Here is a 23,075-nt window from a genome sequence, read left to right on the forward strand (position 1 = left end):
CGTCACCGTTGGGTCAGTGACGATCGCGAGCGCGGCGGAGCCGGGCGCGGCGGGTCGTCACCGTTGGGTCAGTGACGATCGCGAGCGCGGCGGAGCCGGGCGCGGCGGGTCGTCACCGTTGGGTCAGTGACGGAACTGGTTGAGTGCCCGGACTTTGTTCATCACGTCGAGCGCCGCCACCTTGTAGGCCTCGGAGAACGTGGGGTAGTTGAACACCGCGTCCACCAGGTACTCGACGGTGCCGCCGCACCCCATCACGGCCTGCCCGATGTGCACCATCTCGGTGGCGCTGGTGCCGAAGATGTGCACGCCGAGCACCTTGAGGTCCTCGGTGGACACGAGCAGCTTGAGCATCCCGTAGGAGTCGCCGGCGATCTGGCCGCGAGCCAGCTCCCGGTACCTGGCCATGCCGACCTCGTAAGGGACTGAGTTCTTCGTCAGCTCCACCTCGGTGGCGCCGACGTAGGAGACCTCGGGGATGGAGTAGATGCCGATCGGCTGCAGCTCGGTGATGCCGTCGCAGGCTTCCCCGAACGCGTGGTAGGCGGCCAGGCGCCCCTGTTCCATCGACGTCGCGGCCAGCGCGGGGAAGCCGATCACGTCGCCGACGGCGTAGATGTGCGGCACTTTGGTCTGGAAGTTGTCGTCGACGAAGATCCGCCCGCGGTTGTCGGCCTCCAGCTCGGCGTTGTGCAGATCGAGGTGGTCGGTCTGGCCTTGCCGCCCAGCGGAATACATCACCGTCTCCGCGGGAATCTGCTTGCCGCTGGCCAGGGTGGTCACGGTGCCCGCCGATCCCACGTCGACCGCGGTCACCGCCTCACCGAACCGGAACGTCACGGCCAGGTCGCGCAGGTGGAACCTGAGCGCCTCGACGACCTCGGGGTCGCAGAAGTCGAGCATGTCGTTGCGCTTCTCCACGACGGTGACCTTGGTTCCCAGTGCGGCGAACATCGAGGCGTACTCGATGCCGATGACGCCGGCGCCGACCACCACCATCGAGGTGGGCAGCGACTTGAGATCGAGTATCCCGTCGGAGTCGAGCACCCGGTGTTCGTCGAACTCGACGCCGGAGGGCCGCGCCGGCCGCGTGCCGGTGGCGATGACGACGTGCTCGCCGCTGATGGTGATCTTCTCGCGCCGCGACGGGTCTTCGACCTCGATGGTGTGCGGGTCGACGAAACGCCCGTGGCCGATCAGCAGGTCGATGCGGTTGCGCATCAGCTGGTTTCGCACCACGTCGACTTCCTTGCCGATCACGTGCTGGGTTCTGGCCAGCAGGTCGGCCGGGGTGATCTTCTCCTTCACGCGATAGCTCGCGCCATAGAGCTCGCGCTGGCTCATCCCGGTGAGATAGAGGACCGCCTCGCGCAACGTCTTCGACGGGATGGTGCCGGTCTGGACGCACACGCCGCCGATCATCTGGCCGCGCTCGACGACGGCGACCGACTTACCGAGCTTGGCCGACGCGATGGCGGCCTTCTGCCCGCCGGGCCCGGACCCGAGGACCACCATGTCGTACTCTTGCGCCGAACTCATGGCTTAAACAGTAAGGCAGCACCACGCACAGTGCTGGGTTCATCCACAGGTCCGTTGCCGGGCCGGCACGCGTGCGCACCGGCTGACGGTGGCGGCCGTCAGCGTTGGTGCTCATGACTACCCATGGAAAAGACTTCGAGCTGTCCCGCCCCGGTGCGCTCATCGCCGCGCTGCCGGCCGTTCTCGGCTTCGTTCCCGAAAATTCATTGATACTAGTGTCTTTGGGCGACGGGGAACTCGGCTCGGTGATGCGCGTCGACCTCGGCGAGGAGCTCGCCGATCGGGTGGAACACCTGGCGGAGGTCGCCGCCGCGGCGGCCCCCGAGGCCGTGATCGCGGTGATCGTCAACGCGGACGGGGCCTATTGTCCGAGCTGCAATGAGGAATACCGGCAGCTGTCGGCGGCGCTCGCGGCCGCCTTGTCGCAGAACAACATCGAGTTGTGGGCCACCCATGTAGTCGACCGGGTGGCCCTCGGTGGCCGCTGGCATTGTGCCGAGGGCTGTGGGTCGAGCGGCCTGATCGACGACCCTTCGTCCTCCCCGCTGGCGGCCGCGGCGGTGCTGGACGGCAGGCGGCTGTATTCGCGTCGCGCCGATCTGCAGGCGGTCGTCGCGCCCGACGACCCCGCGCGCAGCGCCGCGCTGGCCGGCGCCCTCACGCGGCAGGCCGCCCGGCGCAGATCGGCGCATCGCGCGCAGCCGGTCCGCTGCACCCGCGGCGACGTCAAGGCCGCGATGGCCGCCGCCGCCCGGCTCGCGGCCGGGGAATCGTTGTCCGACGCGGAGGTGGCGACGCTGGGCTGCGCGCTGAGCGACGCGCAGGTGCGCGACATCCTCTATGCCCTCGCGGTGGGGGAGAGCGCCAACGAAGTCGAATCCTTGTGGGCGCTGCTGGCGCGCAGGCTGCCCGAGCCATGGCGGGTCGAGGCGCTGGTCCTGATCGCGTTCAGCGCGTATGCGCGCGGCGACGGCCCACTCGCCGGGGTGTCGCTGCAGGAGGCGTTGCGCTGCAAGCCCGGCCACCGGATGGCCGGCATGCTGGACACCGCGTTGCAATCGGGCCTGCGCCCCGAGGACATTCGGGACCTGGCGCTCACCGGCTACCGGCTGGCCAAGCAGTTCGGTGTGCAGCTACCGCCGCGACGGCCGTTCCGCCGCAGGGCGGGATAGGGGCAGGACGGGTCAGACCTTCTCGACCTTGACCGCGTGCGCCATCTCGTGCGGCAGGGTGACGTTCTCGTGGCCGGGAATGACGATGGTCACCCCGGCGGGGCCGGTCTCGACCGTGACGCGCGCGTTGGGAACCACGCCCGCATCCTTCAGGCGGGAGATCAAGTCGATGTCGCCCTGGACGTGTTCGGTCAGCTGGCGAACCACCACGGCCGCCGGCGCACCCGGGGGCAGCTCGGTCAGCCGGACCAGTGGACCGTCCTCGGACCAGGGCTCGGGGCCCACGCCCAGGTCCAGCAGGCCCGGGATCGGGTTGCCGAAAGGCGAGGTGGTCGGGTTGTTGAGCACCTTCACCAGGCGCCGCTCGACGTCCTCGCTCATCACGTGCTCCCACCGGCACGCCTCGGCGTGTACTTCCTCCCAGGGCAGGCCGATCACGTCGACCAGCAGGCGTTCGGCGAGTCGGTGCTTACGCATCACCGAAATGGCCAGCGCCCGGCCCTTGTCAGTGAGCTCGAGGTGGCGGTCACCGGCCACACGAAGCAAACCGTCCCGCTCCATGCGCGACACAGTTTGGCTGACAGTGGGCCCACTCTGATCGAGGCGCTCGGCTATCCGGGCACGCAGCGGCGTCACGCCCTCTTCCTCGAGGTCGTAGATGGTCCGCAAGTACATCTCGGTGGTGTCAACCAGGTCGTTCATTCAGCACCCTCCATCGACGCCGAGTCTACTTGGCCAGCTGCATGAATGGGTGTAACGGCTCCCCGGCAAGCAGTATGCCCGCCGCTGACGCGGCGGGCATACTGTCTGCTACCTAGCTTGGGCGAGCTGTTAGCTCGCGTACGACCGTAGCCGGTCGGCGCGCTCCCCGTTGCGGAGTTTCGACATTACGTCCCGCTCGATTTGGCGGACCCGCTCGCGGGACAGGCCGAACAGCTTGCCGATCTGGTCCAGCGTGCGCGGCTGGCCGTCGTCGAGGCCGAATCGCAACCGGATCACCTGGTGCTCACGCTCGTCCAGGGTGGCCAGCACGCTTCGGATGTCGGTGTGGAGCAGCTCGGCGATCACCGCGTTCTCGGCCGACATCGCTTCGGCGTCCTCGATGAAGTCGCCCAGCGGCGCTTCCTCCTCGGAGCCGACCGGCATGTCCAGGCTTACCGGGTCGCGGCTGTGCTCGAGCAGGTCGTTGATCTTTTCCACCGGAATGCCGGACTCGGCGGCGAGCTCCTCGTCGGTGGCCTCGCGACCCAGGTTCTGGTGCATCTCGCGCTTGATCCGCGCCAGCTTGTTGACCTGCTCAACCAGATGAACCGGCAGCCGGATGGTCCGGCTCTGGTCCGCCATGCCACGCGTGATGGCCTGGCGGATCCACCACGTCGCGTAGGTCGAGAACTTGAAACCCTTTGTGTAGTCGAACTTTTCCATCGCGCGGATCAATCCGAGGTTGCCCTCCTGGATCAGGTCCAGCAACGGCATGCCGCGTCCGGTGTACCGCTTGGCCAGCGAGACCACCAGACGCAGGTTCGCCTCCAGCAGGTGACGGCGCGCCGCCTGGCCGTCGCGAACCACGGCCTGCAAATCGCGTTTGCGGTTCTCCCCGAGGCGCTTACGCGTGGCAAGCAGGTGTTCGGCGTACAGCCCGGCCTCGATGCGCTTGGCGAGTTCGACCTCACCGGCGGCGTTGAGGAGTGCGGTCTTACCGATTCCGTTCAGATATACGCGCACCAGATCCGCTGCGGGGCTTTGAGCATCCAGATCGCCATCAAATCTGCTCGTGCTGGCGTTCGCCATAGCGACCCTCCCGTTCGGCTTTGTTCTGTCATCGAGTTCAACGACAGATCAGCTCTGAGAGTTCCCGGCGATACCGCATCTCACACGTCTTGACGTGCACAAATGTCCCGAAGACCTGAGAATGTCCTGAGAAGTCCGGCAGTGACGGCACCGCCAGGGGAACGACGGTCAGCCGTGATCCATTCCGTCGCGCGGGCCCGTCGGCCATTCCGGCTGCGGGTGTGGCGCAGCCTCGAGCGCGGGATGTTCGGCCCGCGGGAACAGCGGGATGCGCCGGGGCGCGGTGTCGAACCGGCGGGGCTCGTCGGCACTGCGCGGCGGCCGATCATTGGCGATGAGTACGGCCATCCAGGGCAGCGGGATGGACAGCGCCACGATCGCCAGGGAGATCAGTCCGTTGTGCCACGCGCCGTAGGCCAGGGCGGCCAGGATGAGCGCCGGAATCCGGAAAGCCATCAGCGTCAGGTACTTACGAACCCGTGCCCGGTGCTGCTCCTCGTACGAGGTAGCTGCGGCGGTGATGAGTACTGGGCGGCCCTTGTTGCCGTCAAAGTCATCGAACCCCGGATCGGAGCCGTGCTTCATTTCTCCACTGTCCCACAACTCACCGATTCCGGCTTGGCCGGTTCCGGGCCCGCCGGGCAGTGCACAATGTCACGTATGCAGACCCAAACGATCGAACGCACCGAGACCGACGAACGGGTCGACGACGGGACCGGCAGCGACACCCCGAAGTACTTCCATTACGTCAAGAAGGACAAGATCGCCGAGAGCGCGGTGATGGGCAACCACGTCGTGGCGTTGTGCGGCGAGGTCTTTCCCGTCACCAAGGCGGCCAAGCCCGGCTCACCGGTCTGCCCGGACTGCAAGCAGATTTACGACCGGATGAAGAAGGGCTGATCAGGCGGGCGGCTCCGCCGGCGCGACATCGCGTTGCGCGGTGATGGGATTCGTCGTCACGGGATTCGACAGCGTGTCCGCCGCCTTCGCCAGCGCGGGCGAGCGCGACAGCAGCCATCTGCGCAGTCGGTGCGCGTGCGTCCTGGGCGCGGGGAATTCCTCCTGAATGGCGGCGTTGAGTTCGGCGCCGATCATGATCGCGAAGCCCCCGAAGAACGAGAACAGCAGGAATGCGATCGGCGTGGACAGCGCGCCGTAGGTGTAACCCGTACTGGTGATCCACTGCAGGTAGATCCGCAGGCCCAGGGTGGCGATCACGAACACCGCGGTGGCCAGCGCCGCGCCGACGAGCAGCCGATGGGTGGGCAGCGGCTCCGGCAACGACACGCGGTACAGGATCACGACGCCGAACATCAGGACGAGGATCAACGCGGGGTAATAGCCGTAGCGCAGCACGTTGGCCAGGCTGACCGGAATGTGCTCACCCACCTTGCGCGGACCCAAGACCACCAATGGCGCGGTCGCCACCACGAACACCAGTCCGACCACGTAGAGGAACAGCGCGAACAGTCGTTGGCGCACGGGGTGGCGCAAGGGCGTCTGGTCGTGCGCCTCGACCACGGAGTCGACGAACGACGAGATGGCCGACGACCCCGCCCACAACGAGATGATGAAACCCAGCGACACCACCTCGCCGCGGGCGTGGTTGGCGATGTCACGCACGGTCGGCTCGATGATCTCGTTGACCACGCTCGTAGAGAACACGCTGTGCGCCGTCGAGATCAGCTGGCGCAGGATGCTGGGCAACATGTCCGGGCCGAACAGCGGCGCCACATAGGCCAGGGTGCCTAACAGCCCGAGCAGCAGCGGCGGCAGGGACAACGCAGACCAGAAACCAGCCTGGGCCGACTCCGAAAAAATGGAGTCGTCCCAACTCTTGGAAAGAGTCCTGCGGGTGATTCGCCAAATGTGGTGGCGCGACGGTTTTGCGACCTGCTCGCTCATACCCGTCCAGCATTACCGAAGATCGCTCGCACTGCCCACATTGGCGATGGGCGAGTTCGATCCCGGCCTAGCCTTCGCTGATCTCCAGCACGGCGTCGAGCTCGGTGAGCTTCGCCTCGTGCTCGTTGGCGTGGTGCTGGCAGAAGAGAAGCTCGAGTCCAGAAGGCAGCTTGGCGCGTACCCGAGCCGCGGCACCGCAGCGGTCGCAGCGGTCGGCTCGGGTCAGTTCGGGACTCGTCAGAGTTGCATTCATGGCTTCTCCGTTCTCGTACGTTCACTTTCTCAGACGTATGGCGTTTTCGCCTTGTTCCCCGATCGTTATCGGGTGTGTCGTTTCTCACGGGCTGGTCAAGTTTGGTTTAGCCGGTTCTAGGGTGTCGACGTGGCGACCTTCGGTCCTGACGTGCTGGTACACCTGTGCGGAACCGATCAGTGGGCGCGGGCCCGTCTGCGGGGCGGCATCGACCCGGATCCCGCAGTCGGTGGCGACTTCATCCACCTGTCGACGCCGCAGCAGGTGCACCTGCCGGCCAACCGCCTCTACCGCGGTCGTGGCGACCTGGTCCTGCTGCACATCGACCCGACCCGCGTTAGCGCGCCGGTGCGCTGGGAGCCGGGAGTGCCGACGGATCCGGAGTCGATGTTGTTCCCGCATCTGTACGGCACGCTGCCGGTGAGCGCCGTGGTCCGGGTCACCGCCTATCGGCCGGGCGGCGACGGCTCGTTCGCGCCGATCGCCGGGGCCGGGGAGTCGACGTAGGCGTCTGCCTCGATCTCCACCAGCAGTTCGGGCGCGATCAGCGCCGACACTTCCACCATCGTGGCCGCGGGGCGTATCGCGCCGAGTACCTGCTCGTGTACTGTGGCCACCTCCCGCCACCGCGAGATGTCGGTGACGTAGATGCGGGTGCGCACCACGTCGGTGAGCGCGGCACCCGCTTGGTGCAAAGCAATCTCGATGCGCCGCAACGCATCCCGTGCTTGGGCGGCGATGTCGCCGGGCGGCCCCGAGCCGGTTGTTCCGGCCACCGCGACATGCGGGCCGACCCGCACAGCGCGGGCATAACCGACGGCCGATTCGAACTCGGATTCGGACGAGACCACTTTGCGGTTCACGGACATGGCGCCACCTGAATTTGCTTGTGCTGCAGTGATTCTAGTCAGCCGACCGTGTCCCAGAATCGGGAGAGGACGGCCGCGCTGCGCGCCGGGTCCTCCATCATCCACCAATGCCCAAGCCCGTCAAGCACTTCCGTTTGCGCGCCGGACCGCTCCGCCGTCCGGCGCCGCATCTCCTCGGAGCCGACGTAGGGGTCGTCGGTGGCCAGGATCGACAGACCAGGGCAAGCCGCCGCGTTGCCGAGGGCACGGCCGGCTTCGGCCATCGCCGGTTGCCGGGCGGAGCGGTACAGCGCCAAGATGGCCCGGCCCATCTCGGGGCCCTGCGCCGCCGCGAACGAGGCCGCGATGTCGGGGGAGATGCCGAATGCGACCCACTGGGCGGTCTTGTCGTCGACCGTCCCGCCCAAGAAGGCCTCGACGTGTTGCTCGCCGTCGCCGGGCGTCTGCCAGATCTGGGCGAGGTCGTGCCAGACGTAGTCGGGGTCGAAACATCCGACGATGTCGCAGACCCAGCTGCGGACCAATTCGGGTCGATGCGTCACCACGTTCATGACGTGGCCGCCGCCCCAGTCGTGGCCCACCAGGTCGACCTGTTCGCCGATGTTGTCCAGCTCGCCCTCGAGCCAGTCGCGGTAGGCGATGTAGGTCGCCGGAAAACCGTCCGGCAGCGGCGCGCCGAATCCCGGCGGCGAGAGTCGCACCACGTCATCACGCCCGAGTACGTCGACCAGCGGTCCCCAGATCGCGTCGGTCTCCGGATTGCCATGCACCAGCACCACCGTCATGGCGCCCTCCTCGGGTGAGCGTGATCGGCACGGTGGGCGATCATTAGCCGCAGCCCGACTCTGCCAGCAAAGCCGCAGGCGCACGCGTTTTTCCCACGAATCGCCCTGAACTTGCGGGGTGGAATCGTTATTCGCCCGGGTGGCGCTGGCCTAGTCCAGGTAGTCGCGCAACACCTGCGAGCGGCTGGGGTGGCGCAGCTTCGACATGGTCTTGGACTCGATCTGACGGATCCGCTCGCGGGTCACGCCGTAAACCTGCCCGATCTCGTCCAGGGTGCGGGGCTGGCCGTCGGTGAGGCCAAAACGCAGCCTTACCACGCCGGCCTCGCGCTCGGACAGCGTCTCCAGCACCGACTGCAGCTGGTCCTGCAGCAGGGTGAACGAGACGGCGTCGACCGCCACCACGGCTTCGCTGTCTTCGATGAAGTCACCTAATTGGCTGTCGCCCTCGTCGCCGATGGTCTGGTCCAGCGAGATCGGCTCGCGGGCGTATTGCTGGATCTCGAGCACCTTTTCGGGCGTGATGTCCATTTCCTTGGCCAGCTCTTCGGGCGTGGGCTCGCGGCCCAGGTCCTGCAGCAGCTCGCGCTGGATACGGCCCAGCTTGTTGATCACCTCGACCATGTGCACCGGGATGCGGATGGTGCGGGCCTGGTCGGCCATGGCGCGGGTGATCGCCTGACGGATCCACCACGTCGCGTACGTGGAGAACTTGTAACCCTTGGTGTAGTCGAACTTCTCGACCGCGCGGATCAGACCCAGGTTGCCCTCCTGGATCAGGTCCAGGAACGCCATGCCGCGCCCGGTGTAGCGCTTGGCCAGCGACACCACTAGTCGCAGGTTGGCTTCCAGCAGATGGTTCTTGGCGCGGTCGCCGTCGCGGCAGATCCACGCCATATCGCGCCGTTGCGCTGCGGGCAGCTTGTCGCCGCGCTCGGTCATCTCGGTCATCAGCTGGGTGGCGTACAGGCCGGCCTCGATGCGCTTGGCCAGCTCGACCTCTTCCTCGGCGTTGAGCAGCGCGACCTTGCCGATCTGCTTGAGGTAGGCGCGCACCGAGTCGGCGGAGGCCGTCAGCTCGGCGTCCTTACGGGCCTGCCGCAACGCCTCGGACTCGTCCTCGTCCCACACGAAATCGCCGGAGGCCTTGTCCTTTTCGCTGGGCTCGGCGATCTCCTCGTCGTCCTCCGCCGCGGCCTCGCCGGCCTTCGCGGGTTTCGCGGCGACTTCCTCCCCGGCCCCGCTTTCGCCCTCGCCGGAGTCGGCGTCGCTCTCGTCGGAGTCTTCGACGTCGGCCGCGTCGTCGTCCTCGAGGTCGTCGAGGCTCAGGTCGGCGTCGATGTCGAGTTCTTCGCCGGGCTCACCCTCGAGGTCGGGTTCGCCGTCGAGATCCTCGACGGCGCCGTCGGAACCGAGGGCGTCGGGATCCACCGGCCCGCCCTTGGCCGCTTTGGTTCCGCGCCCCGCCGGCGCCTTGGCGCCGGCGCCCTTGGCCGCAGCGCGGGTCTTCTTGGGCTCGGCGGCCGCGTCGGCCTGGGACTTGGTGGACGGCGAGGCCGCCTTGGCGGCCCGCTTGGCGGGCGCCGAGCCGTTGGCGGCCTTGGCGGCCGATCGCTTGGCGGGGGATGACGCAGACTTTGTGGCGGTGCGTTTCACCGGCCCATCCGTTGCCGGGCTTGCTTTCGTCGCTGCCACTTACACCCCTTCGTTTGGGCTCACCTTCGGTGGGTATTGGGCATGGTTAACCGAAAGTGTCTGCTATGTCGATGTCGGCGTTGGTATCAGCGTGAGTAGTCGCACGCTGTCGGTTGGGCGTTCGCCGACCACCATTGTAACGACCGTGCGCGCCACTACCGCCCTGCCCGCGCAAATTCAGTGGGTCACGTCCGAGGTGGCGGCCATGGCCGCGCCGACGATCCCGGCGGTGTTGAGCAGGGCCGCGGGGACCACCGGGGTGCGGTTGGTCAGCAGCGGCACCCATTTGTCGGCCTTGCGGCTGATTCCGCCGCCCGCGATGAACAGATCGGGGCACACCGCGTTCTCTATGCTCACCAGCACTTTGGTCACCTGCTTGGCCCACTTCTCGAAGGACCAGTCGTTCTTCTCCTTCACCGAGGACGCCGCCCGCTGTTCGGCTTCCTTGCCACCGACCTCGAGATGGCCGAACTCGGTGTTGGGGATCAGCGTCCCGTTGTGAATCACCGCGGAGCCGATCCCGGTGCCGAAGGTCAGCAACACCACCAGGCCCGACTGGCCTTTGCCCGCACCGTAATGTTCCTCGGCCAACCCGGCCGCATCGGCGTCGTTGAGGACGGTGACGTCCTGGCCGTCCAGCTCGGCGCTGATGATGTCGCGCGCGTTGCAGCCGATCCAGGCCTTGTCCACGTTGGCCGCCGTCTGCACGACGCCGTGCGTGACGACGCCCGGATAGGTCACTCCCAGCGGCCCGGTCCATCGGAAGGCTCTGACCACTTCGGCGATGGTCTTGGCCACCGCCGCGGGCGTCGCGGGCTGGGGTGTGAGCAGCTTGAGCCGCTCGCCGAGCAACTGCCCGGTGTCCATGTCGACGATCCCGCCCTTGATGCCGCTACCGCCGACGTCGATGCCGAATCCGCGCCGGGTTCCGTCGCAGGCCGCGGTGGGGCGCGCATCCGTGGGCGAGTCGGTGCTGGTCATCGAATCTCCTCGGCGTGGCGGGGCTGTCCGCTCACCTTAGCGCCGCGACGGTGTGGGCCGCGGCGTCTGCGGGCCGAGGTGACTGTGCTGCGATAGACCCGTGAGTTTTTCCGATGACGAGTTGGTCGGCCTGCGCTCGGTCGCCGAAGCGGTGGCCACCGAGGCCGCGGCATTCGTGAGGCGGCGGCGCGCGGAGGTTTTCGGCGCCGGGCAAGCCCACGCCAGCGGTGCGGTCCGCGCGAAGAGCACCCCAACCGACCCGGTGACCGTGGTCGACACCGAAACGGAACGCCTGCTGCGGGCACGGTTGGCCGAATTACGGCCCGGGGAGCCGATTCTCGGCGAGGAGGGCGGCGGTCCCGCCGATGCTGGGGCTGCGCCTGGGTCGGTCACCTGGGTACTCGATCCCATCGACGGCACCGTGAATTTCGTCTACGGCGTCCCCGCCTACGCCGTGTCGGTCGGCGCGCAGGTCACCGGCGAGTCGGTGGCCGGGGCGGTCGCCGACGTCGTCGGAAACCGGGTGTACTCGGCGGCTCTCGGCCTGGGGGCGCGGGTCACCGACGAGGAGGGAACGCAGGCGTTGCACCCCGCCGCCGTCGACGATTTGTCGATGGCGTTGCTGGGCACCGGTTTCGGCTATTCGCGACAGCGCCGAGCCGCGCAGGCGGAACTGCTGGCGCGCCTGCTGCCCGCGGTCCGCGACATCCGTCGCATCGGCTCCGCGGCGCTGGATTTCTGCATGGTCGCCTCGGGCCGGCTCGACGCCTACTACGAGCACGGGCTGCAGGTGTGGGATGGCGCCGCCGGTGCGCTGATCGCCGCCGAGGCCGGGGCCCGGGTGGTGCTGCCCGCGCCCGGCGTCGACGGTGCCGGCCTGACGCTGGCGGCCGCGCCCGGCATCGCCGACGAGCTGCTGGCCGTCCTGGAGCGCTTGGGCGGCCTGGATCCGATTCTGGACTGACCGTCAGCAGCTGCTGGAGTGAATCTTGGCCAGCAGTGCGGGATCCGAGGGCTCGCTGGCGCCGGGGCGCAGGGTGGCGAGCACGGCGTCGATGTCGTCGTTGTGTGCCAACGCGGTGAAGTCGGTGCCCAGGGACAGGTCGACCGAGTCGTCGGCGCGGCTATCGTTGAACAGTTCGGTGCACGGCGCCACCAGCCACACGGCTGCCGCGGTGGCCTGCCCCGCGGTGCCGAAGCGGATCTGGCCCTGACAGGTGAGCCGGGTGCCCGCGTAGAGAGGATCGTTGGCGGCGGTCGGCTGGGCGAAGCCGAGGTCCTTCATCGCTCCGGCGACGTCGCCGGCCTGCCCGCCCCGGCCGCTGGCGTTCAGGACGCGGACCTTGGTGTCGGCGAGCTTGGCGGGCGCGACGTCCACCATGGCGCTGCGCGACACCTGCTCACCGAGCTGGGCCGGCGCCGAGCCGGTCGCCTGGGGCGGCGGATTGCACACCGCGGCCTCGTGCACCTTGGCGGGACGCGTCAGCGCGATCGTCCAGATGACGGCGGTGGCAACTGCGAGAAGAATCACCACCACGATCGCGGGCTGAGGATTACGCCGCCGAAAGGGCCGACCGTGCTTGTCAAAGGCTGTACCCTCGGTGATTTGCGTGACCACAGCTGCACTCTAGCCGTACGCAAACCCACTGCTCAGACACGAGCGCAAGGGTGAAAACAGGGGTGTGACGTAAATCACACCTTATTGGAACGGGATACGGGCACGAATCGTTTGGTGGATACGTTCGACGCTGGTACAAAGCGTTGCTTGGGTAACGAGGGCTGGCAGAAATTAGGGCAGGGGATTAGATAATGCCTACCGACTACGACGCTCCACGGCGTACCGAGACCGACGACGTCTCGGAGGACTCGCTGGAGGAGCTCAAAGCGCGACGGAACGAGGCGGCTTCGGCCGTCGTCGATGTCGACGAATCCGAATCCGCAGAGAATTTCGAACTGCCCGGTGCCGACCTCTCGGGTGAAGAACTTTCAGTGCGCGTGATTCCGAAGCAGGCCGACGAGTTCACCTGCTCCAGCTGCTTTTTGGTGCAACACCGCAGTCGGCTCGCCAGCGAGAAGAACGGCGTGATGATCTGTACCGACTGTGCGGCCTGATAGCTGCGCTCACCGTGTCAGGGCCGACAGCACCCGCTCGGGGTGACGGCAGCTCACCAGCCAGTACGGCGTCGGATCGTCCGGGTCGTCGAGGACCGCGAGGATCATCGGCCCCACCCACGCCCTGTGCAACACGTAGGCGGCCGGGTCGAGTTGGCGGCCCAGGGCAGCGGACTTGGCCGAGGGCGCTACCTCGGCGGACCGGGAGATCACGGTGATCGGCAGATGCGCCGGGCCGGCCCACAGCTGCACGTCGCCCGGCACCGCCGGGTCGGCGGTGACCCGGATCTCGACGCGACCCAGCCACAGCAGCGCCGCTGCCGCCACCGCGAACAGCGCAGCGTACGGCCACCAGTTGGACTGGCGGGTGACGCCCATGTTGAACTCGAAAGCAAGGATGCCCGCCAGCGCGAAGGCCGGTGGCCACCACCACCACGGAACCCACAATCGTTCGCGATACCGCACGTTGTGCGGCGCGACGCGCGTATCGGACACGCAGCCAAGGGTAGTCTGTGGCCCCGTGTCGACCAGTCTGGCCATCGTGCGTCTTGACCCCGGGCTTCCGCTGCCCAGCCGCGCCCACGAGGGCGACGCGGGGATCGATCTCTACAGCGCCGAAGACGTCGAACTCAAACCCGGGCGGCGCGCCCTGGTCGGGACGGGCGTCGCGGTCGCCGTCCCGTTCGGAATGGTCGGCTTGGTGCACCCACGGTCGGGACTGGCTGCGCGAGTTGGGCTTTCGATCGTCAACAGTCCGGGCACCATCGACGCCGGCTATCGCGGCGAGATCAAGGTCGCGCTGATCAACCTGGACCCGAGCGAGCCGATCGTGGTGCACCGCGGCGATCGCATCGCCCAGTTGCTGGTGCAGCGGGTCGAATTGGTGGAGCTGGTCGAGGCGTCGTCGTTCGACGAGGCCGGGCTGGCCGAAACCTCCCGCGGCGATGGCGGTCATGGTTCCTCCGGCGGACACGCGAGTTTGTGAGCGCCGGCGACGATGCAGAGCGAAGCGATGAAGAGGAGCGGCGCACTCATGGCAGCCGGCGACGATGCAGAGCGAAGCGATGAGGAGGGGCGCTGATGGCTCCATTCGGTAGGCGCACACCCAAAGACGACGGCTCTTCCGACACATCGGTGGCCGACGAGGTTGCGGGCCGCGACGCCGACGACCCGGCCCCCGACGAGTTCGACGGTCCTTTCGACATCGAAGACTTCGACGACCCCGCAGTCGCCGAGCTGGCCCGTCTCGACCTGGGCTCGGTGCTGATCCCGATGCCCGAGGCCGGCCAGCTGCAAGTCGAGCTGACCGAAACCGGGGTGCCGAGCGCGGTCTGGGTCGTCACGCCGAATGGTCGTTTCACCATCGCCGCGTACGCCGCGCCCAAGACGGGTGGCCTGTGGCGCGAAGTGGCCGGCGAGCTCGCCGAATCGCTGCGCAACGACGAGGCCCAAGTCAGCATCAAGGACGGGCCGTGGGGCCGCGAGGTGGTGGGCACCGCCACCGGCGTGGTGCGCTTCATCGGCGTCGACGGCTACCGCTGGATGATCCGCTGCGTCATCAACGGCGCGCAGGAGACGATGGAGGCGTTGGAGCGGGAGGCTCGAGCGGCCTTGGCGGACACGGTGGTTCGGCGCGGTGATACACCGCTCCCGGTGCGGACGCCGCTCACTGTGCAGCTGCCCGAGCCGATGGCGCAGCAGCTGCGCGAAGCCGCCGCCGCCCAGCAGGCCGCGGCCCAGGACGCCCAGCAGGCGCCACCCGACGAGCCGGCCGCGCGCCGCAGCGTCGACGGGTCGGCCATGCAACAGCTGCGCACCACCACCGGAGGCTGACCCGCTACAGGTCGGCCAGCGCGCTCACGCAGGCCGCGCCCAGGGCCGCGGGATCCGCCCCGATCTGATCCAGCGTCACCGTCCGCAGCGCCGCGCGCGGCGCCGCGGCGACCCAGTCGAGTCCGGCCTGCAGCGGGTGGATCGGGTCGTCGACCGCTGAGGCCACGCCCAGCGGGGCGGCCAGCCGGGCCAGCTCGTCGCAGCTCGGCGCGACGTAGCCGGCCGCCTCTTCCATCGCGTCGGGCAGATGGGGCCACTGGGCCGCCCAGGACCGGGTGAGCTCGTCGGCCAGCCACGGCGGGCTGGAAGCCTGCATCTGGGACGTCGTCGCCGCCAGCCCGTCCGCGCGCAACTGCGACGCCGAATAGCGGGCCGCCAGGGCCGCGGGCGCCGCCCCCGGCGCGCCCGCCCAGGCGGGCAGCGCGGCCAGCACCGCGACCGTGCGGTCGGGATGGGCCAGTGCCCAGGCGGCCGCCACCGCGGCGCCGATCGACACCCCGCCCACCGCGATCGGCTGCCCGCGCGCCGCGTCGTCCAGCGCCGCCAGGTAGCCCTCGATCAACCGCTCGGGCCGTGGCGGCGGGGTCAGCAGCAGGCCGCCCACCTCAGACAAGGGCCTGGAAAACGCCCGGTGAACGTAGTCGTCGTCGGAGCCGGTTCCGGGCAACAACACCACCGTCACACCGCGCAGATCGACCACCACCTCTCGATAGTGCTCCGCCGTTCACCGGCCCTCCAACACGACGTTTGAGTCGGTTGGCGCCGGGGAACCAACAGGTCTACGGTGTCCGTTGGCATAAATGGAAGCGTCGAGGCTCAGCAGCATTGTCAGGAGTGGCCATGAGGGCCCAAGGGTATCTGCGCCGGCTCACCCGTAGGTTGACGGAGGATCCGGAACAACTCGACTCGGAGGAGCTCTCCGACGAAGTCGCGAACACCGGAGCGCAACGCGCGATCGACTGCCAGCGCGGCCAGGAGGTCACGATGGTGGGCACGCTGCGCAGCGTCGAGTGCAATGGCAGGGCCTGCGCCGGCGGAGTGCGCGCCGAATTGTTCGACGGCAGCGACACCGTCACCCTGGTGTGGCTGGGACAACGCCGGATCCCGGGCATCGACTCGGGCCGTACCCTGCGCGTGCGCGGGCGCCTGGGCAAGCTGGAGAACGGAACGAAGGCGATCTACAACCCGCACTACGAAATTCAGCGGTGACCGATCCCGAAGGTCTGGGGGCAACCCCGCGGGAGTCGGTCGCGTCGGAACACACCAGCCGTATCAACCCGGAGCGCCTGCTGGCCCAGGCAGGCGGGGTCAGCGGTGTCGTCTACTCGTCGCTGCCGGTGGTTGTGTTCGTGATCGCCTCGAGCGTGTCGGGGCTGGTTCGCGCGGTCGTGGCCGCCCTGGGGGTGGCCGCGCTGATCCTGGTGTGGCGGCTCATCCGCCGCGATTCCCCGCAGCCGGCGTTCTCCGGCTTCTTCGGTGTCGCGCTGTGTGCGCTGATCGCCTACGTGCTGGGGGAGTCCAAAGGCTACTTCCTGCTGGGCATCTGGATGTCGCTGGTGTGGGCGGTGGTCGTCGCGGTGTCCGTGCTGATCCGCAGGCCCCTGGTCGGCTACGCGTGGAGCTGGACCACCGGGCGTGGCGACGGCTGGCGCGCGGTGCCCCGGGCCGTCTATGCGTTCGACATCGCCTCAGTGGGCTGGGTGCTGGTGTTCGCGGCCCGGTTCGTTGTGCAGGGGTTGCTGTACGACGCCGACCGGACCGGTTGGCTGGCGGTCGCGCGGATAGCGATGGGCTGGCCGCTGACCGCGCTGGCCGCGCTGGCGACCTACGCGGCGATCAAGTCGGCGCAACGCGCGATCGCCGCCGCCGGAGTCCCCGCAATCGAGATCGAACCCGGCGCCATCACCGACTGACTACTCGCCCACGGGGTTGTGGCTGCCCAGTAGCAGCTTCTGCAGGTCCTCTTCCGCCTCGGCGACGGCGACGAACAACAGCTCGTCTCCGCCTTCCAGCGGCTCGTCCTGCTCGGGCACGATAACCCGGGGGCCGCGCAGGATGGTCACCAGCGAGGCGTCCCGCGGCAGCTGCAGTTTGCGGACCGGCTTACCGCCCCACGGTGTGTCGTCGGGCAGCGTGATCTCGACGAGGTTGGCCTGGCCCTTTCGGAATTCCATCAGCCGCACCAGGTCGCCGACGGCGACGGCCTCTTCGATGAGCGAGGCCAACATGCGGGGCGTCGACACCGCCACGTCGACGCCCCAGGCGTCGGTGAACAGCCACTCGTTGCGCGGATCGTTGACCCGGGCCACCACCCGCGGCACCGCGAACTCGGTTTTGGCCAGCAGGCTCAGCACGACGTTGGCCTTGTCGTCGCCGGTCGCGGCGACCACCACGTCGAATTCCTGCAGGCGCACCGACTCGAGCAGGCTCAGTTCGCACGCATCGCCCAGCCGCCAGTGCGCCGCCGGGATGGCGTCGACGTCGACGTGGTCGGGATTGCGTTCGATCAGCGTGACGTCGTGGCCGTTGCCGACCAGTTCGCGGCTGACCGAGCGGCCGACCGCGCCGGCGCCTGCGACAGCTACCTTCATCTGCGCCGCTCCTCAAGCCGCTGGTTGCGCCCCTGGTGCGCACTCATCAGAGGTCCTCGCTTGGCGGCAGCGCGGCGATGGCCACCGCCTCGGCGGCGCGGCCGGAGATCGCGGCGACGTACACCTGGTCGCCGGCCTGGATAACCGACTTGGGCTCCGGCAACACGCCGGCCCCGAAACGGATCAGGAACGCGACCCGGGCGCCGGTGGCCTGCTCGAGGTCGGTGACCCGATGCCCGATCCAGTCCTCGTGCAACACGACCTCGGACACCGCGACGGTGCCGGTCGGGTCGCGCCACTTGGCCGTCTCGGAGTCGCGCAGCAGCGCGTTGAGCAGGCGGTCGGTGGTCCAGGGCACGGTCGCGATGGTCGGGATGCCCAACCGCTCGTACACCTCGGCGCGCTTGGCGTCGTAGATGCGCGCCACCACCCGCTTGACCCCGAACGTCTCCCGCGCCAGCCGCGCCGAGATGATGTTGGAGTTGTCGCCGGACGACACCGCGGCGAACGCGTCCGCTTCCTCGATGCGGGCCCTCAGCAGAACATCTCGGTCGAATCCCTGCCCCAGCACACGCTCGCCGGCGTATTCCGGGCTGAGCCGGTTGAAGGCGGTGCTGTCCCGGTCGATGACCGCGACGTCGTGACCGATGCGTGAGAGCCCGTCGGCGACCGACGATCCGACCCGGCCGCAGCCCATCACCACTACTCGCACGTCGAGGTCCTCCCGGCCGCGTCCTGAGCCCGCCACCGGCAACCCACGTCGGCGAGCCGTTGCGGTCGGCAAACATTCTTCTACGAACGCTACCGCCAAACACGTCTGGGCTTACTCTTGGCTCTCGTGTCCAAACTTTCAACCGCCACCCGTCGGTTGCTTATCGGTCGCCCGTTCCGCAGCGACCGGCTGAGTCACACGCTGCTGCCCAAGCGGATCGCCTTGCCGGTGTTCGCGTCCGACGCGCTGTCCTCGGTGGCGTACGCGCCCGAGGAGGTCTTCCTCATGCTCTCGGTGGCCGGGGTGACGGCCTACGCGCTGACACCGTGGATCGGGCTCGCGGTGGCCGCCGTGATGCTGGTGGTGGTGGCCAGCTACCGGCAGAACGTGCATGCCTACCCGTCCGGCGGCGGCGACTACGAGGTGGTCACCACCAATCTCGGCGACACCGCCGGGCTCGTGGTCGCCAGCGCGCTGATGGTGGATTACGTTCTGACCGTTGCGGTCTCGACGGCGTCCGCCATGGCGAACATCGGCTCGGCGATTCCGATCGTGGCAGCGCACAAGGTGTTCTTCTGTGTGGTGTCCATCCTGTTGGTGATGGCGCTGAACCTGCGGGGCGTGCGTGAGTCCGGGCTGGCGTTCGCGGTGCCCACATATGCGTTCATCGTCGGCGTTTTGGTGATGATCGGCTGGGGCTTGTTCCGGATCTTCGTGCTGGGCAATCCGCTGCGGGCCGAGTCCGCCGGCTTCCAGATGCATTCCGAGCACGGCCAAGTGGTCGGCTTCGCATTGGCGTTCCTGGTGGCGCGGTCGTTCTCCTCGGGGTGCGCGGCGCTGACGGGTGTCGAGGCGATCAGCAACGGGGTTCCGGCGTTTCAAAAACCGAAGTCGCGCAACGCGGCGACCACCCTGCTGATGCTGGGCGGTATTGCGGTGACCCTACTGATGGGCATCATCGTGCTGGCCCAGAAGATCGGGGTTCAGCTCGTCGAGGACCCCGCGACGCAGTTGGGTGGGGCGCCGCCGGGCTACTACCAGAAGACCCTGGTCACCCAGCTCGCTCAGACGGTCTTCGGCAGCTTTCACATCGGGTTCCTGCTGATCGCCACGGTGACCGCGCTCATCCTGGTGCTGGCGGCCAACACGGCGTTCAACGGGTTTCCGGTGCTCGGCTCGATCCTGGCGCAGCACAGCTACCTACCGCGCCAATTGCACACCCGCGGAGACCGATTGGCGTTCTCCAACGGAATCCTGTTTCTGTCCGGGGCGGCGCTGCTGGCGATCATCGCGTTCCGCGGCGAGGTCACCGCGCTGATCCAGCTGTACATCGTCGGCGTGTTCATTTCGTTCACGCTGAGCCAGATCGGCATGGTCCGGCACTGGACCCGATTGCTGCGCAACGAAACCGATCCGCGGGCGCGGCGCAAGATGATGCGCTCGCGGGCGGTCAACACGGTCGGATTGCTGTCGACCGGCACGGTGTTGTTGGTGGTCCTGGTGACCAAGTTCGCGGCCGGGGCGTGGATCGCGTTGTTCGCGATGAGCCTGCTCTTCGGAATCATGAAGATGATTCACCGGCACTACAACACCGTGAACCGCGAACTGGCGGAGCAGGCCGCCGGCCAGGAGGATGTGGTGCTGCCCAGCCGTAATCACGCCGTGGTGCTGGTGTCGAAGCTGCATCTGCCGACGTTGCGCGCGCTGGCCTACGCGAGGGCCACCCGGCCCGACGTGCTGGAGGCCGTGACGGTCAGCGTCGACGACGCGGAAACCCGGGAACTGCAGCATAAGTGGGAAGAAAGCGACATCAGCGTCCCGCTCAAGGTCATCGCCTCGCCCTATCGTGAGGTCACCCGCCCCGTGTTGGAATACGTCAAACGGGCCAGGGAGGAGTCGCCGCGCACGGTGGTGACGGTGTTCATTCCGGAGTACGTGGTAGGCCACTGGTGGGAGCAGGTGTTGCACAACCAGAGCGCCCTTCGCCTCAAGGGTCGCCTGCTGTTCATGCCGGGCGTCATGGTCACTTCGGTTCCCTGGCAACTGAGTTCGTCGGAGCGGCGCAAAACCTTGCAGCCGCATGTGGCGCCGGGTGACGCCCGCCGGGGAATCTTCGATTGACCCGCGCACCGCACGCGGCGCCACCGCCGATGGGGGAGCTGACCCTGACCACCGATGCCCCGGCCAACGGCGGCAGCTGCATCGCGCACCACGAAGGCCGGGTGGTGTTCGTCCGCTACGCCCTGCCCGGCGAGCGGGTGCGGGTTCGGGTCACCGCGGATCGCGGATCCTATTGGCACGCAGAGGTTATCGACGTCGTCGATGCGGCGCCCGGCCGCGTCGCATCGCTGTGCCCGATCGCCGGGGTGGACGGCGCCGGCTGCTGCGACCTGGCGTTCGCGGCGCCCGAGGTGGCCCGCACGCTCAAGGCCGAAATCGTGGCCAATCAGCTCGAGCGCCTCGGCGGGCATGCGTGGAGCGGAGAGGCCGAGCCGCTGGCGGATTCCGCGCCGACCGGGTGGCGCACCCGCGTGCGGCTCGACGTGGGCCCGCACCGCCGCCCGGGCTTTCACCGGTATCACAGCGAGGAGCTGGTGACCGATTTGCGCTGTGCGCAAATGCCGCCCGGCATGCTCGACGGGATCGCCGAGACCGCCTGGCCGCCGGGCGCCCAGCTGCACCTGGCCGTCGACGACGACGGCGCGCGCCACGTGGTGCGCACGTTGCGGCAGGGCAGGCGAACGGTGGCCCAGGTGGTGGAGGGCAGCTACGAGGCGGTGCAGCGGGTGGCGGGGCGCAGCTGGGGTGTGCCGGTGACCGCGTTCTGGCAGGCGCACCGCGCCGCCGCGGGCGTGTACAGCGAACTGGTCGCCGACTGGGCGCAGCCCGGCGCCGGGATGCGTGCGTGGGATTTGTACGGCGGCGCAGGAGTTTTCGCCGCGGTGCTCGGCGAAGCGGTGGGCCGGTCCGGACGGGTGCTCAGCGTCGACACCTCGCGCGCGTCGACCCGGGCCGCCCGCGCCGCCCTCGCCGATCTGACCCAGGTGCAGGTCGTCACCGACTCGGTGCGGCGCGTGCTGGCGGCGCAACGGGGCGGTGCCGACGTGGCGGTGCTGGATCCGCCGCGGGCGGGGGCGGGGCGCGACATCATCGACCTGCTGGCCGCCGCGGACGTCTCGCGGGTGGTGCACATCGGTTGTGAGGCAGCATCTTTCGCGCGCGACATCGGCATCTACCTTAGGCACGGCTACACCGTCGAGCGGATCAGGGTGTTCGACGCCTTCCCGCTGACCCATCACACCGAATGTATTGCGCTGCTGACCCGTTGATGGCACATATGCGACGGTTGCCCTCGTGAACGAGACTCTTCGTTACGCGCTGATCATCTTGTTCTGCAGCGCGGTCGGTCTGATCGCGGTGTTGGCCAACCGTCTCACCGAGCGGGTGAAGGTGCCGGTCGCCTTGCTCGTCCTGGTGGGCGCGGCCGTGGCGGTGCACGCGGTGCCGGTGGTGCAGCAACCGTCCGAGCCGACCGTGGAGCGGGTGATCACCGTCGCGCTGGTGTTGGTGCTGTTCGACGGCGGCATGCACATCGGTCCGGCCCGGTTTCGGGCGGCAGCCGCCCCCATACTGTCGGTCGGGGTCGTGGGTACCGGCCTCGTCGCCGCCGGGGCCGCGGTGCTGCTCCATCTTGTGTGTGGACTCGGTTGGTATGTGGCGGTGCTCGTGGCGACCGCGGTGGCCCCCACCGATCCGGCGGTGGTCTTCTCGGTGCTGGGCAAACGCGAGATCGCCGGCCGCAGCAGCACCATCCTGGAGGGCGAGTCCGGTACCAACGACCCGGTCGGCATCTCCCTGATGTCCGGCCTGATCGCCGCCGGCGGGCTCAGCGCGGCCGGATTCGCCAGTGTGGGAACCCAATTCGTCCTGCAAATGGTGATCGGCATGGTCGTCGGGGTGATCGGGGGCCGGGCCCTGCTGGTGTTCATGCGGCGCGTGGCCCTGCCCAGCGAAAGCCTCTACTCGCTGCGCACGCTGGCGTGCTGCCTGATGCTGTATGCGTTGGCCACGCTCGCGCACGGTTCGGGGTTCCTGGCGGTGTTCGTCGCCGGCATCGTGATCGGCGACGCCCGCGCCCCGTACAAGCCGGATATCAAGCGATTTCACGCGTCTCTGGCGGGTCTCGCCGAGATCGTGGCCTTCGCCGTCCTGGGCCTGACCGTCGACCTCGGTGTGCTCGCCCACCCCGACGTGTGGATCCCCGGGCTCATCCTCGGTGTGGCCCTCACGGTGTTGATCCGTCCGCTCGCGGTGAGCGCCTGCCTGGTCGGCGTGCAGCTCGAGCGAAACGAACGCGTCTTCATTCTCATCGCGGGTCTCAAGGGCGCGGTGCCGATCCTGCTGGGCGAGTTCCTGCGAGCCGCTCATGTCGCGGACGCCGAACGCCTGTACGGCATCGTGGTCGTCGTTGTCGTCTTCTCGGTTCTGGTGCAGGGCGGCGCGGTGCCCGGTGTGGCCCGCATGCTCCGCCTGTCCATGCGCACGGTGGAGACCCGGCCCTGGGAGATCGGTGTGCGGCTCGCCGACGAACCGCAGGGGGTCCATCGGCTCAGCGTCGTCTCTGGTTCCGCCGCCGAGGGCTGCACCGTCGAAAGTCTGGGTGACCGGGTCGGCGACATCTGGGTGAGCATCGTGGTCCGCAGCACCGGCCTGGTGCCGGTGCGGGGCGACACCGAACTTCAGGCCGGCGACGAGGTCGTCGTCCTGGCGGATCCCGAACTGCGCGGCACCCTGACCGACCTTTTCGGCTCGGCGTAGCCCGCCTGCCTCAAACTGC

27 protein-coding genes are annotated in these 23,075 nt (G+C 68.4%); 12 read left to right on the forward strand and 15 right to left on the reverse strand.

Annotation, left to right across the window (positions count from 1 at the left end; all coding sequences use genetic code 11):
- Positions 1-123: 123 nt before the first annotated feature.
- Positions 124-1,539 (reverse strand): Si-specific NAD(P)(+) transhydrogenase, encoded by a 1,416-nt coding sequence (sthA, locus tag OQ789_RS17445; RefSeq protein ID WP_324687298.1) that lies wholly within the window; start codon positions 1,537-1,539, stop codon positions 124-126.
- A gap of 113 nt (positions 1,540-1,652) precedes the next feature.
- On the opposite strand from sthA, the gene OQ789_RS17450 reads away from it, so the two are divergent.
- Positions 1,653-2,711: a DUF4192 domain-containing protein gene (locus OQ789_RS17450; RefSeq protein WP_324687299.1), complete on the forward strand. Its 1,059-nt coding sequence runs from the start codon at positions 1,653-1,655 to the stop codon at positions 2,709-2,711.
- Between the two features lie 12 nt (positions 2,712-2,723).
- On the opposite strand, the gene OQ789_RS17455 is transcribed toward OQ789_RS17450, so the two are convergent.
- From OQ789_RS17455 to OQ789_RS17465, 3 genes are all read right to left on the reverse strand, one after another.
- Entirely contained in the window at positions 2,724-3,413 is a 690-nt protein-coding gene (locus OQ789_RS17455; RefSeq protein WP_324687300.1) for a metal-dependent transcriptional regulator, read from the reverse strand.
- Between the two features lie 129 nt (positions 3,414-3,542).
- Positions 3,543-4,502, reverse strand: a complete 960-nt coding sequence (gene sigB / locus OQ789_RS17460) for a sigma-70 family RNA polymerase sigma factor SigB (protein WP_067127016.1) — start codon at positions 4,500-4,502, stop codon at positions 3,543-3,545.
- Between the two features lie 168 nt (positions 4,503-4,670).
- The gene (locus OQ789_RS17465; protein WP_324687301.1) at positions 4,671-5,105 is read right to left on the reverse strand and encodes a DUF3099 domain-containing protein; all 435 of its coding nucleotides are present in this window, start codon (positions 5,103-5,105) and stop codon (positions 4,671-4,673) included.
- A 57-nt stretch (positions 5,106-5,162) separates the two neighbouring features.
- Here OQ789_RS17465 and OQ789_RS17470 point away from each other — a divergent pair, with 57 nt between their 5' ends.
- On the forward strand, positions 5,163-5,402 hold the full coding sequence (locus OQ789_RS17470; protein WP_064879665.1) for a DUF3039 domain-containing protein: 240 nt from the start codon (positions 5,163-5,165) through the stop codon (positions 5,400-5,402).
- Here the strand turns inward: OQ789_RS17470 and OQ789_RS17475 are convergent, their stop codons facing one another.
- Together OQ789_RS17475 and OQ789_RS17480 are read right to left on the reverse strand one after the other, a co-directional pair.
- Positions 5,403-6,407 (reverse strand): YihY/virulence factor BrkB family protein, encoded by a 1,005-nt coding sequence (locus OQ789_RS17475; RefSeq protein WP_324687302.1) that lies wholly within the window; start codon positions 6,405-6,407, stop codon positions 5,403-5,405.
- A 67-nt stretch (positions 6,408-6,474) separates the two neighbouring features.
- A complete protein-coding gene (locus OQ789_RS17480) occupies positions 6,475-6,660 on the reverse strand; it encodes a DUF7455 domain-containing protein (protein ID WP_324687304.1) in 186 nt (61 codons plus the stop codon).
- 129 nt (positions 6,661-6,789) lie between these two features.
- Here OQ789_RS17480 and OQ789_RS17485 point away from each other — a divergent pair, with 129 nt between their 5' ends.
- Positions 6,790-7,167, forward strand: a complete 378-nt coding sequence (locus OQ789_RS17485) for a DUF952 domain-containing protein (RefSeq protein ID WP_324687305.1) — start codon at positions 6,790-6,792, stop codon at positions 7,165-7,167.
- Here OQ789_RS17485 and OQ789_RS17490 read toward each other — a convergent pair.
- The 4 genes from OQ789_RS17490 to ppgK all read right to left on the reverse strand — a co-directional run bounded on the left by OQ789_RS17490 (position 7,107) and on the right by ppgK (position 10,990).
- Positions 7,107-7,529 (reverse strand): RidA family protein, encoded by a 423-nt coding sequence (locus tag OQ789_RS17490; protein ID WP_324687306.1) that lies wholly within the window; start codon positions 7,527-7,529, stop codon positions 7,107-7,109. The genes OQ789_RS17485 and OQ789_RS17490 overlap by 61 nt on opposite strands.
- 38 nt (positions 7,530-7,567) lie before the next feature.
- The gene (locus tag OQ789_RS17495; protein WP_324687307.1) at positions 7,568-8,314 is read right to left on the reverse strand and encodes an alpha/beta hydrolase; all 747 of its coding nucleotides are present in this window, start codon (positions 8,312-8,314) and stop codon (positions 7,568-7,570) included.
- Between the two features lie 150 nt (positions 8,315-8,464).
- The gene (locus OQ789_RS17500) at positions 8,465-10,009 is read right to left on the reverse strand and encodes an RNA polymerase sigma factor (RefSeq protein ID WP_324687308.1); all 1,545 of its coding nucleotides are present in this window, start codon (positions 10,007-10,009) and stop codon (positions 8,465-8,467) included.
- Between the two features lie 177 nt (positions 10,010-10,186).
- A complete protein-coding gene (gene ppgK, locus OQ789_RS17505) occupies positions 10,187-10,990 on the reverse strand; it encodes a polyphosphate--glucose phosphotransferase (RefSeq protein ID WP_324687309.1) in 804 nt (267 codons plus the stop codon).
- A gap of 100 nt (positions 10,991-11,090) precedes the next feature.
- On the opposite strand from ppgK, the gene OQ789_RS17510 reads away from it, so the two are divergent.
- The gene (locus OQ789_RS17510; RefSeq protein WP_324687310.1) at positions 11,091-11,954 is read left to right on the forward strand and encodes an inositol monophosphatase family protein; all 864 of its coding nucleotides are present in this window, start codon (positions 11,091-11,093) and stop codon (positions 11,952-11,954) included.
- Between the two features lie 3 nt (positions 11,955-11,957).
- Here the strand turns inward: OQ789_RS17510 and cei are convergent, their stop codons facing one another.
- Positions 11,958-12,608: an envelope integrity protein Cei gene (cei, locus tag OQ789_RS17515; protein WP_324687312.1), complete on the reverse strand. Its 651-nt coding sequence runs from the start codon at positions 12,606-12,608 to the stop codon at positions 11,958-11,960.
- Between the two features lie 191 nt (positions 12,609-12,799).
- Here cei and OQ789_RS17520 point away from each other — a divergent pair, with 191 nt between their 5' ends.
- Positions 12,800-13,102, forward strand: a complete 303-nt coding sequence (locus tag OQ789_RS17520) for a DUF4193 domain-containing protein (RefSeq protein WP_036468275.1) — start codon at positions 12,800-12,802, stop codon at positions 13,100-13,102.
- 9 nt (positions 13,103-13,111) lie between these two features.
- Here the strand turns inward: OQ789_RS17520 and OQ789_RS17525 are convergent, their stop codons facing one another.
- On the reverse strand, positions 13,112-13,597 hold the full coding sequence (locus tag OQ789_RS17525; protein WP_324687313.1) for a DUF3093 domain-containing protein: 486 nt from the start codon (positions 13,595-13,597) through the stop codon (positions 13,112-13,114).
- Positions 13,598-13,622: 25 nt separating this feature from the next.
- Between OQ789_RS17525 and dut the strand changes: the two genes are divergently transcribed.
- The gene (gene dut / locus OQ789_RS17530; RefSeq protein ID WP_324687314.1) at positions 13,623-14,087 is read left to right on the forward strand and encodes a dUTP diphosphatase; all 465 of its coding nucleotides are present in this window, start codon (positions 13,623-13,625) and stop codon (positions 14,085-14,087) included.
- Positions 14,088-14,182: 95 nt separating this feature from the next.
- Positions 14,183-14,935: a DUF3710 domain-containing protein gene (locus OQ789_RS17535; protein ID WP_324687315.1), complete on the forward strand. Its 753-nt coding sequence runs from the start codon at positions 14,183-14,185 to the stop codon at positions 14,933-14,935.
- A 4-nt stretch (positions 14,936-14,939) separates the two neighbouring features.
- On the opposite strand, the gene OQ789_RS17540 is transcribed toward OQ789_RS17535, so the two are convergent.
- Positions 14,940-15,638, reverse strand: coding sequence for an alpha/beta hydrolase (locus tag OQ789_RS17540; protein WP_324687316.1), 699 nt, complete (start codon positions 15,636-15,638; stop codon positions 14,940-14,942).
- Between the two features lie 137 nt (positions 15,639-15,775).
- On the opposite strand from OQ789_RS17540, the gene OQ789_RS17545 reads away from it, so the two are divergent.
- Together OQ789_RS17545 and OQ789_RS17550 are read left to right on the forward strand one after the other, a co-directional pair.
- On the forward strand, positions 15,776-16,144 hold the full coding sequence (locus OQ789_RS17545; protein WP_324687318.1) for an OB-fold nucleic acid binding domain-containing protein: 369 nt from the start codon (positions 15,776-15,778) through the stop codon (positions 16,142-16,144).
- Positions 16,141-16,848 (forward strand): DUF3159 domain-containing protein, encoded by a 708-nt coding sequence (locus OQ789_RS17550; protein ID WP_324687319.1) that lies wholly within the window; start codon positions 16,141-16,143, stop codon positions 16,846-16,848. The genes OQ789_RS17545 and OQ789_RS17550 overlap by 4 nt, the downstream gene beginning before the upstream one ends.
- Here the strand turns inward: OQ789_RS17550 and OQ789_RS17555 are convergent, their stop codons facing one another.
- Positions 16,849-17,526: a TrkA family potassium uptake protein gene (locus tag OQ789_RS17555; RefSeq protein WP_324687320.1), complete on the reverse strand. Its 678-nt coding sequence runs from the start codon at positions 17,524-17,526 to the stop codon at positions 16,849-16,851. It lies immediately after the preceding gene.
- Positions 17,527-17,572: 46 nt separating this feature from the next.
- Positions 17,573-18,238 carry a TrkA family potassium uptake protein gene (locus OQ789_RS17560; protein ID WP_324687433.1) on the reverse strand — a complete coding sequence of 222 codons (666 nt, stop codon included), beginning with the start codon at positions 18,236-18,238 and terminating at the stop codon, positions 17,573-17,575.
- 126 nt (positions 18,239-18,364) lie between these two features.
- Between OQ789_RS17560 and OQ789_RS17565 the strand changes: the two genes are divergently transcribed.
- The 3 genes from OQ789_RS17565 to OQ789_RS17575 are packed head-to-tail and all read left to right on the forward strand — an operon-like array spanning position 18,365 to position 23,056.
- A complete protein-coding gene (locus tag OQ789_RS17565) occupies positions 18,365-20,359 on the forward strand; it encodes an APC family permease (protein ID WP_324687321.1) in 1,995 nt (664 codons plus the stop codon).
- Positions 20,356-21,567, forward strand: coding sequence for a class I SAM-dependent RNA methyltransferase (locus tag OQ789_RS17570; RefSeq protein WP_420716141.1), 1,212 nt, complete (start codon positions 20,356-20,358; stop codon positions 21,565-21,567). The genes OQ789_RS17565 and OQ789_RS17570 overlap by 4 nt, the downstream gene beginning before the upstream one ends.
- A gap of 25 nt (positions 21,568-21,592) precedes the next feature.
- Positions 21,593-23,056, forward strand: coding sequence for a cation:proton antiporter (locus tag OQ789_RS17575; RefSeq protein WP_324687322.1), 1,464 nt, complete (start codon positions 21,593-21,595; stop codon positions 23,054-23,056).
- Positions 23,057-23,075: the final 19 nt, after the last annotated feature.

Origin of the sequence: Mycobacterium sp. 94-17 (genome assembly GCF_035617725.1) — a bacterium.
GTDB lineage: Bacteria > Actinomycetota > Actinomycetes > Mycobacteriales > Mycobacteriaceae > Mycobacterium.